Source organism: Nonomuraea sp. NPDC050227 (assembly GCF_044459705.1).
GTDB lineage: Bacteria > Actinomycetota > Actinomycetes > Streptosporangiales > Streptosporangiaceae > Nonomuraea.
Window position 1 is genome coordinate 72,316 of record NZ_JBITJF010000021.1, and the last position, 15,326, is coordinate 87,641.

The 15,326-nt window shown below is 75.1% G+C and carries 3 protein-coding genes; 2 read left to right on the plus strand and 1 reads right to left on the minus strand.

Translation table 11 applies throughout. From position 1 onward, the window contains the following. The first annotated feature begins 11 nt into the window (after nucleotides 1–11). A complete protein-coding gene (fabD, locus tag ACIBK9_RS50935) occupies nucleotides 12–2,261 on the plus strand; it encodes an ACP S-malonyltransferase (RefSeq protein ID WP_397166605.1) in 2,250 nt (749 codons plus the stop codon). 13 nt (nucleotides 2,262–2,274) lie between these two features. Here the strand turns inward: fabD and ACIBK9_RS50940 are convergent, their stop codons facing one another. After that, nucleotides 2,275–3,009, minus strand: a complete 735-nt coding sequence (locus tag ACIBK9_RS50940; RefSeq protein WP_397166607.1) for a thioesterase II family protein — start codon at nucleotides 3,007–3,009, stop codon at nucleotides 2,275–2,277. 98 nt (nucleotides 3,010–3,107) lie between these two features. Between ACIBK9_RS50940 and ACIBK9_RS50945 the strand changes: the two genes are divergently transcribed. Beyond that, the gene (locus ACIBK9_RS50945) at nucleotides 3,108–15,326 is read left to right on the plus strand and encodes an amino acid adenylation domain-containing protein (RefSeq protein WP_397166609.1); all 12,219 of its coding nucleotides are present in this window, start codon (nucleotides 3,108–3,110) and stop codon (nucleotides 15,324–15,326) included.

Below are 15,326 nucleotides of genomic sequence, written 5' to 3' on the forward strand. Positions count from 1 at the left end.
GAACGCGCCAGATGTCCGTCGTGTGGGTTTTCCCCGGGCAGGGGTCGCAGCGCAAGGGCATGGGCGCGGGCGTCCTGGAGCGGTACCCCGACCTGTGCGCCCGCGCCGACGAGATCCTCGGCTACTCCGTCGCCGAGCTGTGCGACGACCCCAAGCGGCTGCGGGAGACCCGCTACGTGCAGCCCGCCCTGTTCACGGTCAACGCGCTGAGCTTCCTCGCCCGGCAGGACGAGGGCGGCCGGCCCGACTACCTGGCCGGGCACAGCCTGGGCGAGTACGCGGCGCTGTTCGCGGCCGGCTGCTTCGACTTCGAGACCGCGCTCGGCCTGGTCAAGCGGCGCGGCGAGCTGATGTCCGCGGCGGGCGGCGGCGCCATGGCGGCGGTGCTCGGCGCCGACCGCGAACGGCTGGAGGAGCTGGTGGCGGGCACCGGCGTCGACATCGCCAACTACAACTCCCCGGAACAGGTCGTCCTGGCCGGGCCCAAGGAAGAGCTGGACGCGCTCAGCCGCGGCGGCCCCGGCAAGTGGGTGCCGCTGAGCGTGAGCGTGCCCTCGCACTCGCGCTACATGGAACCGGCCGCCGACGCCTTCGCCGAGGCGCTGGAGGGCGTCCGCATCGAGGAGCCGCGGGTGCCCGTCGTCTCCAACGTGACCGGACGCCCGTACCGGGCCGGCGAGGCGGCCGAGCTGCTGCGCCGCCAGATCTGCAACCCGGTGCGGTGGGTGGACGGGCTGCGCTACCTGATGGCCCAGGGCGTCTCCGAACTGGAGGAGATCGGCCCCGGCGACGTGCTCACCAAGCTGTGGACGGTCACCCGCCGCCACCCGCCCGAGCCCTCTGCCGAGCAGGAGCCGGTCGAGAAGCCCCCCGTCCGGGAACCGGTCGAGGCGCCCGCCGTCCGGGAGGCCGGGATCGTGCTCGGCTCGGCCGAGTTCCGCGCCGACTACCGCGTCCGCCACGCCTACCTGGCCGGGTCGATGTTCAAGGGCATCGCCTCGGCCGAGCTGGTGATCAGGATGGGCCGGGCCGGGCTGATGGGCTTCCTCGGCGCGGGCGGCCTCACCCTGGACCAGATCTCCGACGCGCTCGACACAGTCCAGTCCGCCCTCGGCCCGGACGGCCCCTACGGCGTGAACCTGCTCTACGGCTTCGACGAGGAGGGCCTGGAGCGCGAGACGGTGGACCTGCTGCTCCGCCGCGACGTCCGGTACGTCGAGGCCGCCGCCTACCCGCACATCACCGCGCCCCTCGTCCGCTACCGCTACAGCGGCGCGCACCGCGACCCGGCCGGGCGGCCGGTCGCCGTCCGGCACGTGGTGGCCAAGGTGTCCAGGCCGGAGGTCGCCGCCGCCTTCATGCGGCCCGCCCCGCAGTCCGTCCTGGACCGGCTCGTCCGGGAGGGGGCGCTGAGCGCGACCGAGGCGGAGGTCGCCGCCGAGCTGCCGGTCAGCGCGGACGTCTGCGTCGAGGCCGACTCGGCCGGGCACACCGACGGGCGCTCGCCGTACGCGCTGATGCCGGCGATCCTGCGGCTGCGCGACGAGGAGATGGCCGCCCACGGCTACGCCCGGCGCATCAGGGTCGGCGCGTCCGGCGGCATCGGCGCACCGGAGGCGGCCGCCGCGGCGTTCGTGCTCGGCGCGGACTTCATCGTCACCGGCAGCGTCAACCAGTGCACCCCGCAGGCCGGGACGTCCGACGCCGTCAAGGACCTGCTGGCCGGGCTCGACGTGCAGGACACCGCCTACGCCCCGGCCGGCGACATGTTCGAGATGGGCGCGCAGGTGCAGGTCGCCAGGAAGGGCACGCTGTTCCCGGCCCGCGCCAACAAGCTCTACCAGCTCTACCGCCAGCACGGCTCGCTGGAGGAGATCGACGAGCGGACCAGGCGGACGATCCAGGACAAGTTCTTCCGCCGCTCCTTCGAGGAGGTGTGGGAGGAGACCCGGGCGTTCCTGGCCGCGCGCCGGCCGGCCGAGCTGGCCCGCGCCGAGCGCGACCCCAAGCACCGGATGGCGCTCGTCTTCCGCTGGTACTTCGTGCACACGATCAGGCTGGCGCTGCGCGGCGAGGCCGGGCGGCAGGTGGACTACCAGGTCCACTGCGGGCCGGCGATGGGCGCGTTCAACCGGTGGGTGGCGGGCACGGAGCTGGCCGACTGGCGGGCCAGGCACGTGGACGTCATCGCCGACCGGCTGATGGAGGCCGCAGCCGGGCTGCTCGAAGCCCGGCTGCGCGACCTGTCCAAGGACGCTTAGACGCTGAGGACGGCTAGACGTTGAGCAGATGGCGGTTCAGGTCCTCCTGGACCGCCGTCAGCACCTCGGGCCGCGGGCCCTTGAGGTAGAAGTGGTCGCCGCCGAACACGCGCAACGTGAAACCGCCGCCGGTGGCCTCGGCCCAGGCGCTGATCTCGTCCGGGTCGACCTCCGGGTCGGCGTCGCCGGTCAGCGCCGAGATCGGGCAGTCCGGACGCGGGCCGGGCAGCGGCGTGTACGACTCGTTCAGCTCGAAGTCGGCGCGCAGGCCCGGCAGGAACACCTCCAGCAGGCTGCGCTGGTCCATCACCTCCGACGGCGTGCCGTTCAGCTTGCCGAGCTCGCTCAGCAGCTCGTCCTCCGACAGGTCGGTGAAGCGGCGGCGGCGGGTCGGCAGGTGCGGCGCGCGGCGTCCGGACACGAACAGCACCGCGGGCGGGAAGCGGCGGGCCGTCTCCCAGGCCACCACGGCCCCCATGCTGTGCCCGAACAGCGCGAACGGCCGGTCGGTGTACGGCTCGATGGCCTCCGACAGCGGCCCTGCGAGCTGCTCCATGCGGTTGTAGGGCCGCTCGCGCAGGCGTGACTCGCGCCCCGGCAGCACCACCGGGCAGACGTCGACGTCCGGCGACAGGTGGTCGTCCCATTTGCGGAACAGCGCCGAGCCGCCTCCCGCGTGCGCGAAGCAGAACAGTCTGATGCGGGCGTCGGCTCGGGGCTCGCCGCCCGCTATCCAGGAACCAGGCATGGTCAGAAAGCTACGGCCGATCGCCTTGCGCCGCCTGCTCAGTCTTGAGCAGGCAGCGCCCGTCGTCCTCACTAGCGTCGCAGTGAGGGAGGAGGCCCATGGAGCACGACGAGCGCGTGACGGAGACGGTCATCCGCCTGCTGGCCGAGGTGCTGCCCGGCGGTGCGGAGCTGACCCCCGACGCTTCACTCAAGGACAGCGGACTCGACTCGATCTCCGCGGTACGGGTGTGGTTCGAGATCCAGCGGGAGTTCTCGCTGGACCTCCCCGTCGAGCGGCTGGGCGGCTGCGCGACGCCGGCCGAGCTGGCCGCGCGGATCGCCGAGCTGGCCGGGACGGCGGAGCGCGACACCCCCGTGACCGTGGCGGAGATCAGCCCGGCCCCCGGCGACCGGCACGAGCCGTTCCCCCTGACGCCCCTGCAACAGGCGTACGTCATGGGCGCGGACGAGGACGCCACCCCCGACCCGGTCGGCTGCCAGGTCTACCGCGAGTTCGAGGTGCCCGGCGTGGACCCCGACCGCCTGCGCGCGGCCTGGCAGCGCGTCGTCGACCACCACGACGCCCTGCGCCTGGAGCTGGGCGAGGACGGCACCCAGCGGATCCTGGAACGGGCCCCCTCCTGGGACCTGCCGGTGGACGAGCCCGGCGCCCGCGAACGCCTCGCGCACCGGCGTCACGAGCCCGGCGTCTGGCCGCCGTTCGCCGTCGAGGTCACCACGCCCGGGACCGTGCACTTCGGCATCGACGCGAGCGTGACCGACGGCCGCGGGCTCGACGTGCTGCTGCGCGACTGGTGGCGCTGCTACCGCGACCCCGGCCACACGCTGGAGGAGAGCGGGCTGTCCGTCCGCGACTGCCTGCTGGCGCTGGACGCCCAGCGGCGCGGCCCCCGCCACCAGGAGGACCTGGACTACTGGCGGGAACGCCTGGCCGACCTGCCGCCCGGCCCCGCCGCCGGCGTGCCCGACGGGTCGCCGCGCTCCGCGCTGACCGGCTCGCTGACCGCCGCCCAGTGGGGCGCCCTGCGCGCCAGGGCCGCCGAGCTGGACGTCTCGCCGACCGCCCTGGTGCTGACCCTGTTCGCCGAGACGGTCGGCAGGGGCGAGGACTGCTCCCTGGCCGTGACCACGACCGGCCGGGCCTGGCTGCCGCGCGAGGTGGACGAGGTGGTCGGGCCGTTCACCGGCACCGCCGTGTTCGCCGCCGAGAGCACGCTCGGCGAGCCGCTCCCGGAGGCGGTCCAGGAGGTGCACCGGCGGCTGTGGCGCGACCTCGGCCACGCGGGCGTCCCCGGCGTGACCGTCATGCGGGAGCTGCGCGAGCGCACGGCGCTGCCCGTCGTCTTCACCAGCCTGCTGGACGCCCGGCCCGACGAGGCCGTGCCGCCGGTGACGTACGCGCTGAGCCAGACCTCCGGCGTCGCGCTCGACCACCAGATGTGGGAGCACGACGGCGAGCTGCGGGTGCGCTGGGACCTGGTGCCCGGCTGCTTCGCGCCCGGCGAGCCGGAGACCCTGTTCGCCCGCTTCACCAACGCGCTGCGCGCCCTGGCCGCCGACACCGGCGAGGAGGAGATCCGGCCGCTCAACGAGCTGCAGAAGGCGTACTACGTGGCCCGCGCGGGCGGCTCGCACCCCTACGACGGCTGCCAGGTCCACCACAGCTTCCACGTCCGCGACCTGGACCGGGACCGGCTCGAACGGGCCTGGCTGCGCCTGGTTGCCGCGCACGACGCGCTGCGCTCGGAGGTCACCCACGACGGGACGCTGCGGGTCAGGCCGCACGCGCCGGAGAACTGGGACATCCCCGAGATCCCCGGCGCCGAGACGGGGGAGACGGCGGGGGAGACGGCCGCGGAGATGGCCGGGCGGGCGTTCCCGCTGGGCCGCTGGCCGCACTGGGAGCTGCGGGTCAGCGGCGAGACGGTGCACGCGGCCGTCGACCTCGCCGTGCTGGACGGCCGGAGCATCCACATCGTGCTGCGCGAGCTGTTCAGGCTGTACGCCGACCCGTCCGCCGAGCCGCGGCCGCCCGCCGAGGCCCCGGCCGCCCTGGAGCGTCCGCGCGAAGGGGGCTACTGGGACGAGCGGTTCCGCGACCTGCCGCCGGGGCCCGAGCTGGCCACCACGCCCGCGCGCCGCGTCCGGCTGAGCGGCAGCGTCGCCGCGGTGTCCGACGAGACCGTCTTCGCCGCCCTGGCCGGCGCGCTGCGCGGGCGCTTCGCCGATCCGTTCAGCGTGTCCGTGGTGCGCTGGACCGCCGAGTCCGAGCCGCGGCGACCCGGCGAGCACACCGCCCTGAGCTGGGTCACCGACGCGGAGTCCTACCCCGACCGGATCGCCGCCGACGCCGCGAACGGCGCCCTGACCGGCCTGGCCACGCTGCGCGGCCACGTCATGAAGGAGCGCCGCCGCCGCGCCTACGCCTTCCCCGTCGTCTACACCAGCACCCTCGACCTGACCGACCACTCCCTGCCGGACGGCGTCGAGGCCGGGCCCTGGATGACCTACACCCCGGACGTCGCGCTCGACTGCATCGTCATCAGGGAGGGCGACCGGCTGCACTACCACTGGGACGCGCTGGAGCCGGAGTTCCCCGACCTCGCCGAGCTGTTCGCGGCCTTCGAGGACCGGCTGCGCCCCGCGCACCGGCTGTTTGAGCGGCAGGCCGCCGCCCGTCCCGACGCGGTCGCGCTGCGGCACGCCGGCGGCACCATGACGTACGGGGAGCTGAACCGGCGCGCCAACGCCGTCGCCTGGCGGCTGAAGGAGCTGGACGTGGGGCCGGGGACGGTGGTCGCCGTGCGCCTGTGCCGCGGGCCCGACATGGTGGCCGCCGTCCTCGGGATACACAAGGCGGGCGGCGCCTACCTGCCGGTGGAGCCGTCCCTGCCCGACGAGCGGGCCGCCGTCATGCTGGACGACGCCGCCGCCGGGATCGTCCTCACCTGCGCGCAGACGCCCGGCTGGGCCGTGCCCGAGGGCGTGCGCGCCGTCGAGCTGGACGCCGACGGCGACGACCGCGGCGACCCGCCCCTCGCCGGCACCGTGGACGACCTCGCATACGTGATCTTCACCTCGGGCAGCACCGGCAAGCCCAAGGGCGTCGAGGTCAGCCACCGGCCGCTGCTCAACCTGCTCGACTGGTGCTACCGCACCTTCGACTTCGACGCCTCCGACGTGGGGCTCTGCGTCACCTCGCTCGGCTTCGACCTGTCGGTGTTCGACATCTTCGGCCTGCTCGGCCGGGGCGCCTCGCTCTACATCGCCGACGAGGGCCAGCAGCGCGACCCCGAACTGCTGCTGGACGTGCTCATCGACGAGCCGATCACGTTCTGGAACTCCGCGCCCACCACGCTCAACCAGCTCGCCCCGCTGCTGGCCGAGCGGCAGGGCGGGGAGGGCACCGGCGACCTGCGGCTGGTCTTCCTCAGCGGCGACTACACGCCGCTGCCGCTGCCGGACGCCGTGCGCGCGACCTTCCCGCGGGCGCGGGTGGTCAGCCTGGGCGGGGCCACCGAGGCCACCGTCTGGTCGAACTGGTTCGAGGTGGGCGAGGTCGACCCGTCGTGGCGGAGCATCCCGTACGGGCGGCCGATCGACGACGCCCTCTACTACATCCTCGACGAGGACCGGCGGCCCTGCCCCGAAGGCGAGGAGGGCGACCTGTACATCGGCGGCAGGTGCCTGAGCCTCGGCTACCGCAACCAGCCCGAGCTGACCGCCGAGCGGTTCGTGCCGGACCCGTTCGCGGGCGGGCGCATGTACCTGACCGGCGACCGGGCCGCGCTGCTGCCCGACGGGAACATCACGTTCCTCGGGCGGGCCGACAACCAGGTGAAGATCCGCGGGTTCCGGGTGGAGCTCGGCGAGATCGAGCACCGGCTGCGGCAGCATCCGGGCGTGCGGGACGTCGTCGTCCTGGCCCGCGACGACCGGTCGGGGGAGCGGAAGCTGGTCGCGTACGTGATGGCCGAGGGCGCGGAGCCGGACGTCGGGGAGCTGCGGGCGCACGCGGCCGGGACGCTGCCGGCGTACATGGTGCCCAACCACGTGGCGTTCGTCAGCACGTTCCCGGCCACCGCCAACGGCAAGCTGGACCGGGACGCGCTCCCGTGGCCGCCCACCGACCGCGCCCCCGAGCCCGAGCCGGAACCCGAGCCCGAGCCCGCGGTGGCGGGGCGGACGGTGACGGAGATCGCCGAGCTGTTCGCCGAGCTGATCGGGGTCGAGGAGGTCGATCCCGGCCAGGACCTGTGGGACCAGGGCGTCACCTCCTTCACCATGGTCCAGGTCTCCAAGGCGCTGCGGAAGCGGTACGGCAGGCGGGTGCCGGTGGCGCTGCTGCTGGAGAACCCGACCGTCACCGGCATCGCCGCCGTCGTCGGCGCCCCCACCGACGAGCCCGCGCCGAAGAAGCCCACCACGGAGAAGCCCGCCACCGAGAAGCCCGTCGAGCAGCCTGTGCGGGCCGACATCGAGGCGGACGGGCCGGGGGAGGTGGACTTCTTCTCGCCCGAGGATCGGGAGGCGTTCAAGGCGGGCCGATGGAACCTGCGCCCGCTGGAGCCCGACGCCAGCCTCATCCGCCTCGACCGCCTGGACGTGCCCGAGGAGCACTACGCCTGGCGGGCCAGCGTGCGCGACTTCGCGCCCGGCTCGCTGCCGTACCGGTCGTTGTGCCGGCTGCTCGGGCTGCTGTGCGAACGGCGGCTCGGCGACCGCGCGCGCCACCTGTACCCGTCGGCCGGGGACACCTACGCCGTGCAGGCGTACCTGCACGTCGCCAAGGGCGCGATCAGCGGCGTCGCCGAGGGGATCTACTACTACAACCCGGTCGAGCACGCGCTCCAGCTCGTGAACGGCCGCCCGCAGCTCGACCGTACGGCCCACTTCGTCTACAACCGCGACCTGTACGACCGCGCCGGCTTCAGCCTCTACCTCATCGGCCAGACCAAGGGCATCGAGCCCCTGTACGGCGAGCAGAGCCTGCGCTACCTGACCCTGGAGGCCGGCTACCTCGGCCAGCTCCTGATGACCGGCCAGGCGGCCTGCGGCATCGGGCTCTGTCCCATCGGCGAGGTCGCCTTCGACCAGGTGCGCGACCAGTTCGACCTGGACGACGGCCACCGCTTCCTCCAGGCGTTCCTGGGCGGCCCCGCCGAGTACGCGACCGGCGACGCCACCCCCGTGTTCGCCACCCCCGTGCTCTCCGCCCCCGTGCTCTCCACCCCCGTGCTCTCCACCCCGGAGACGGAACCGGCCCTCCGCGCCGAGCCCGCCCGGCACGAGGACCCGGCGCCTGAGGAGCGGCAGGCCGGGCTCGCTGTGATCGGCATGGCCGGACGCTACCCCGGCGCCGACGACCTGGACGGCTTCTGGCGCAACCTCAGCACCGGCACCCGCAGCCTGGGCCCGAGCCCCAGGGGCGAGCGTCCCGGCGGCTACCTGGAGCACATCGACCGCTTCGACAGCCTGCTCTTCCACGTCTCGCCGAAGGAGGCCGCGACGCTCGACCCGCAGCTCCGGCTCCTGCTGCACAGCGTCTGGGAGTGCCTGGAGCACGCCGGTCACACCCCCGCCTCGCTGCACGCGACCGCCCCCAGGGTGGGCGTCTTCGTCGGCTCGATGTGGCACGACTACCAGCACGCGGGCGCCGCCGCCTGGCGCGCGGGCGGCCCGGCCGTGGTCTCGGCGACCGCGTCCGACATGGTCAACCGCGTCTCGTACTTCTTCGGCTTCACCGGGCCGAGCATCGCCGTGGACACGTCGTGCTCGTCCACGCTGACCGCCCTGCACCTGGCCGCCCAGGCCATCCGTACGGGCGACTGCGACGCGGCCGTGGTCGCGGGCGTCAACCTGCTCGCCGACCCCTACCACGCCGGGCTGCTGGCCGGCCTCGGCCTGCTGGCCGAGGAGGCCGGCGCCGCCGCCTTCGACCCCGACCGGCCCGGCTGGACGGTCGGCGAGGGCGTCGGCTCCTTCCTGCTGCGGCCCGTCGCGGACGCCGTCCGGGCGGGGGACGCCGTCCACGGCGTGGTCGAGGCCACCTGGGTGGCGCACACCGGGCGTACCGGGCGGTTCACCGCGCCGAGCGCCGACGCCATGGCGGCGTCCATGCGCCGCGCCCTGGAGCGGGCCGGCGCCGGTCCCGGCGACGTCTCCTACGTCGAGTGCGCGGCGGCCGGAGCCGCCCTGGCCGACGCGGCCGAGGCCGAGGCGCTGGCCGAGGTCTTCGGCGAGCGGGCCGAGCCCGTCGCGGCGGGCACGCTCAAGCCGAACATCGGCCATCTCGAAGCCGCGTCCGGCGCCTCCCAGCTCGCCAAGGTGCTGCTGCAGCTCCGGCACGGACGGCTGGCGCCCACTCTGCTCGCCGAGCCGCCCACCGACGCGGTCACCGTGCCGGAGCAGCCGCAGCCGTGGACCGGCGAGCGGCGGGCGCTGATCAACGCCTTCGGGGCGACCGGCACGCACGCCCATGCCGTCGTCCGCGCGCCCCTTCCCGAGGAGACCCCGGGCAGCGCGGCCGAGGACGGACGGGAGCACGCCGTCCTGGTGTCCGCCGCGACCCCGGAACGGCTGGTGGCCGCCGCCCGCCGCCTGGCCGAGACCGGGGAGCGGGACGTGCGCCGCATCGCCTACACCACCCAGACCGGGCGCGCCGCCCTCGCGCACCGGCTCGCCGTCGTCTGCCGTGACGCGGCCGGGCTGCGGGAGGGGCTGGAGGCGTTCGCGGCGGGCAGGGCGCATCCGTCCGTGCTCGCCGGAGGCTCCGGCGGGCGTCCGACCGGCGCGGAGGCCGAGGCGGCGGCCGCCTGGGTGGCCGGTCAGGACGTCGACTGGGCCCGGTTCTGGCCGGAGCCGCCCGGACGGGTCGCGCTGCCCGCCTACCCGTTCGAGGCCGAGCCGTACTGGATCGAACGGGCGGAGCCGGTCGCGTCGGAGGCCGCCGCCGGGGACATGGAGGACTACCTCAAGGGCGTCTACGCCGAGGTCTCGGGCATCGACGCCGACCGGCTGGGGACGCGGGTGCCGCTGGAGCAGTACGGGCTGACGTCGTCCCAGATCGTGGAGCTCAACGCGCGGCTGGAGCGGGACCTGGGCGAGCGGTCGCGCACGCTCTTCTTCGAGCACAAGGACCTGGCGGGGGTCGCCGCCGCCCTGTCCGCCAGAACCCCCGCCCCGCCGACGCCCCAGCCCCACCGATCCACCGACAACCCTGACAAAGCCGCCGACACCGCCGATGACGGCGTGATCGCCGTCATCGGGATCGCCGGGCGTTACCCCGACGCCCCCGACCTGGGCACGTTCTGGGAGAATTTGGCCGCCGGGCGGCACTCGCTCTCCCGCGTCCCCGCCGACAGGACCCGCGAGGGCTGGCCCGTGGACCTCATGTGGGGCGGCTTCCTCGACGGCGTCACCGACTTCGACCCGCTGCTGTTCGGCATCACCCCGCGCGACGCGGCCCTCATGGACCCGCAGGAGCGCGTCTTCCTGGAGGTCACCTGGGAGGCCCTGGAGGACGCCGGCTACCCCCGCACCCGCCTGCGCGACCGGCACGGTTCGAACGTCGCCGTCTACGCGGGTGTGATGTACAACGAGTACCCCTTCTTCGGCGTCGAGCAGAGCCTGCGCGGCAAGCCCCAGGACACGGGCGCGACGCTCGGCGGCGTGGCCAACCGCGTCTCCTACCACCTGGACCTCAAGGGGCCCAGCATGTCGGTCGACACGATGTGCTCGTCGTCGCTGGCCGCGCTGCACCTCGCGGTCCGGTCGCTGCGCCAGGGGGAGTGCGAGCTGGCGATCGCCGGCGGCGTCAACCTCAACCTGCATCCGAACAAGTTCGTCCAGCACGCGCGCATGCGGCTCACCGCCGGTGACCGGCGCTGCCACAGCTTCGGGGCGGGCGGCGACGGCTTCGTGCCCGCCGAGGGCGCCGGGGTCGTCCTGCTCAAGCCGCTGTCCGGGGCCAAGGCGGACGGCGACCGCATCCACGCCGTGATCAGGGGAACCGCCGTCGTGCACTCGGGCCGGACGAACGGCTGGGTGGTGCCGAGCCCCGTCGAGGAGGGCGAGCTCGTCGCCCGCGCGCTCGCCGACGCGGGCGTGGACCCCGCCGGGATCGGCTACCTCGAATGCCACGGCGCGGGCACCGCGCTCGGCGACCCCATCGAGATCAACGCCCTCATGCGGGTGTTCGGGCAGGTGGGGGCCGCGCCGGGCAGCATCCCGATCGGGTCGGTCAAGTCCAACCTCGGGCACGTCGAGTCGGGCGCCGGCATCGCGGGGCTCACCAAGATCGTGCTCCAGCTCCGGCACCGGCGGCTGGTGCCCTCCCTGCACGCCGACGAGCTCAACCCGGACATCGCCTGGGACGAGATCCCCTTCCGCGTGCAGCGCGAGGCGGCCGACTGGCCCGAGGGGCCCGGCGGCGCGCCCCGGCGGGCGGGCCTCAGCTCGTTCGGCGCCGGCGGGACGATCGCCCACGCGGTGATCGAAGAGGCCCCGCCCACCGCGACCGCCCTGCCCACCGTGACCGGCACGCTCGCCGCGACCGGCACGCCCACCGTGACCGGCACGCCCGACGACGGACCGCAGCTCATCGTGCTGTCGGCCCACGACGAGCGGCGGCTGCGGGCCATGGCGGGCCGGCTGGCCGGCCACCTGCGCGCGACGCCCGAGAGTCTCGCCGACGTCGCCCACACCCTCCGCATCGGACGGGAACCGCTGCGCGAACGGCTCGCGCTGGTCGTCGCGGACGTGGCGGAGCTGTGCGAACGGCTGGAGCGCTTCGCCCGGTCGGAGCCCGCCGACGTGCTGCGCGGCCGGACCCGTCCCGGCGCCCCGCCGTCCGGGTGGTCCGGCGACCAGCTGTCCGGACGGCCCGGCGACCTGCTGGAGCTGGGGCGGCACTGGGTGGACGGCGGCCACGTGGACTGGACGCCGCCGCCGGGCGCGCGGCTGGTGGGCCTGCCGTCGTACCCGTTCGACCGGATGCGGTGCTGGCCCTTCGAACCCGCCTCCGGCGCCCCGGAACCGGCCGTCGCCGAGACGCCGCTCTTCGAACGGACCTGGGCGCCGTCCGGGGAGCCTGCCCGTGACCCCGGGACGCTCGGCGGCGGGACCGTGGTGTGCCTGTTCGGCGACGCCTCCGAGGAGCTGGCGCGCTCGCTCGGCGACCAGGTCGTGCCCGTGGGCGCGGGCGACCCCGTCCCGGAGGAGTTCACCGGCTGGATCGACCTGCGCGACCTGGGCGAGGCCGACCCGGCGGGCGAGCTGGACCGGCTCGCCGTCCTGCGGGACGCCCTGGCCCGGCGCCGCCCGCTCCGGATCCTGCACGTCACCAGCGGCCTGCTGGACCTCGGCGGCGCGTCGCCGAGCCTGGCGGGGGCGCGGATGGCGGGGTTCGTGCGGATGCTCGCCGCCGAGTACCCGGCGGTCACGGCCACCGTGCTGGACAGCGACCGGCCCACGGCCGCGCAGATCGGCGCCGAATGGGCGGCCGCCGAGCCGTACGGGGAGGTCTGTTACCGCGACGGTGAGCGGTTCCGTCCCGATCTGCGGGAGTTGTCCGCGCCGTACGCCGAGCCGCGGCTCGACCCCGCGGCCGTCTACGTCGTGAGCGGCGGCACCAGGGGGCTGGGCGCGCTGGTGGCCCGCCACCTGGCCGATCGCGGCGCGCGCCGGCTCGCCCTGCTCGGCGCGCGTCCGCTGCCGCCGCGCGAGCAGTGGGACGGCTCCGGCGAGGAGGCCGTCGCCACCGTCCTCGACCTGGAACGCGCGGGCGCCCGGGTGGTCGTGCACACCGGGCCGCCGTCCGGGGTGGCCGCCTTCCTGGACGGCGTGCGGCGCGAGCTGGGCCCGATCGGCGGCGTCGTCCACTGCGCGGGACGCTCCAGCCAGGGCCGTCCGTCGCTGGCCCACAAGTCCGAGGACGACCTGCGGGCCGTGCTCACGCCCAAGGCCGACCTCCTGGAGGCGCTGGACGAGGCGTGCGCCGGGGACCGTCCGGCCTTCTTCGTCACCTTCTCCTCCGTGTGCGCCGCCGTGCCCGCGCTGGCCGCCGGGGTGGCCGACTACGCGGCCGCCAACGCCTTCCTCGACTACTGCACCGGGGTCAGGCGGCGGTCCGGGCGGACCGAGTTCCGGTCGGTCGACTGGCCGCAGTGGCGGGAGTCCGGCGGGGCGCGCGGCAAGCCGAACGTCGGCGAGGCCGTCGGGCTCGCGTCCCTCGGCGACCGGGAGGGGCTGCGGGTGCTGGACCGGGTGATCGGGTTGCCGCGCGGCGCGACCGTGCTGCCGTGCCCGCCGTCCGGCGCGTCCGTGGACGTCCCGGCGCTGATCCGGCTCCCCGAGCGGGCGGACCGCCACCCGGCCACCGCCCGCCCGGCCACCGCCCGCCCGGCCACCGCCCGCCCGGCTCCCGAGCCGGCGTGGACCGGTGGACCCGACTGGCTGGCCGTGCTGTTCTCCGAGACGATCGGCATCCCCGTGGACGCCCTGGACCCGACGGCGGAGTTCGGGGACCTCGGCGTCGAGTCGGTGATGCTGGCCGAGCTGGTGCAGCGCATCGAGGAACGGCTCGGGGAGAGCCTGGAGCCGTCGCTGCTGCTCGACCATCCGACGCTGGAGCAGCTCCGCGACCGCCTCGGCGTTCCGGAGCCGGCCGCCGACCGCGTGGACGTCCCCGAGCCGGCCGCCGACCGCGTGGACGTCCCCGAGCCGGACGCCGACCGTCCGGACGTTCCCGAGCCGACCGCCGTTCTCCCGGATGCCCCCGAGACGAGCGCGTGGAGGGAGGGCCGGGAGAGTGCGCCGGGCGGCGCCTCCGGGTCTGCCCTTCCGGGCGCCGAGGATCGCAGGATCGCGATCATCGGCATGGCCTGCCGGTTCCCCGGCGCCCCGGACGTGGCCGCGTTCTGGCGGAACCTCACCGAGGGCCGGTGCGACGTGCGCGAGGTGCCCGCCTCCCGCTGGGACCACCGCGAGCTGTACTCGCCCGAACCGGCCCTCGGCCGCAGCATCAGCAAGTGGGGCGGCTTCGTCGACGGCATCGAGGACTTCGACAACGACTACTTCGGCCTGGGCGAGGACGAGGCCCGCGCCCTCGACCCGGCCATCCGCATGTTCCTGGAGTGCTGCGCGGCCTGCCTGGCCGACGCCGGTTACGACCCCGCCGAACTGCGCGGACGCCGGGCCGGCGTGTTCGCCGGAGCCCGCATGTCCGACTACGGGCGCCGGGTCGGCGTCCGGCCGGGCGGGCTGGCCTCCGACCAGAACTTCATCGCGGCCAGGGTCGCCCACCACTTCGACCTGCGCGGCCCCAACCTCGTGGTGGACAGCGCCTGCTCCTCCTCGCTGGTCGGCGTGCAGCTCGCCGCGCAGAGCCTGCTCGCCGGGGAGGCCGAGGTCGCCCTGGCGGGCGGGGTGGAGGTGCTCCTGGACGAGAACGACTACCTCCAGCTCAGCGCGGCCAAGGCGCTGTCGCCCACCGGACGGTGTCACACGTTCGACGAGCGCGCCGACGGGTTCGTGCCGGGGGAGGGGTGCGGGGTCGTCCTGCTCAAGCCGCTGCGCGCGGCGCTGGCCGACGGCGACCGGGTGCACGCGGTCATCGAGGCGGTCGCGGTGAACAACGACGGCCGCACCATGGGCGTCACCACGCCCAACCCCGAGGCCCAGGCCGACGTGGTCCGCCGGGCCCTGGAGGCGGCCGGCCGCACGCCGGGCGAGATCGGCCTGATCGAGGCGCACGGCACCGGCACGCTCATCGGCGACCCCATCGAGCTGCGCGCCCTGACGCGGGTGTTCGCCGAGGGCGGCGGCGACCCGGGAACGTGCGCGATCGGCAGCGTGAAGACCAACATCGGGCACACGCTCAGCGCGGCCGGGATCGCCGGGTTGATCAAGGCGGCGCTGGCCGTCGAGCACGGGCGGATCCCGCCGACGTTGTCCTGCGAGCGGCCCAACCCGCGCTTCGACTTCGCCGCCTCGCCCTTCGAGCCCGCCACCGAGCCGCGGGACTGGCCCTCGCCCAGGGTCGCGGGCGTGAGCTCGTTCGGGCTCGGCGGCACCAACGCGCACCTCGTGCTGAGCGAGCCGGACCCGCCGCCGGGCGTGCGGCCGGAACGCGAGCCCGCCCCCGCACCCGTCTTCCGGCGCAGGCGCCTGTGGCTGGAACGCGACCCGGCCCCGGCCCGTGACACGGTTCCGGCTGGCGCCTCCGGCACCGGCACCGGTCCCGGTCGCGATCCCGGTCCGCCGGACGACGCCAGCTCGCTGCTCGACCTGAACATCACCACGGGGAGGCGCTGA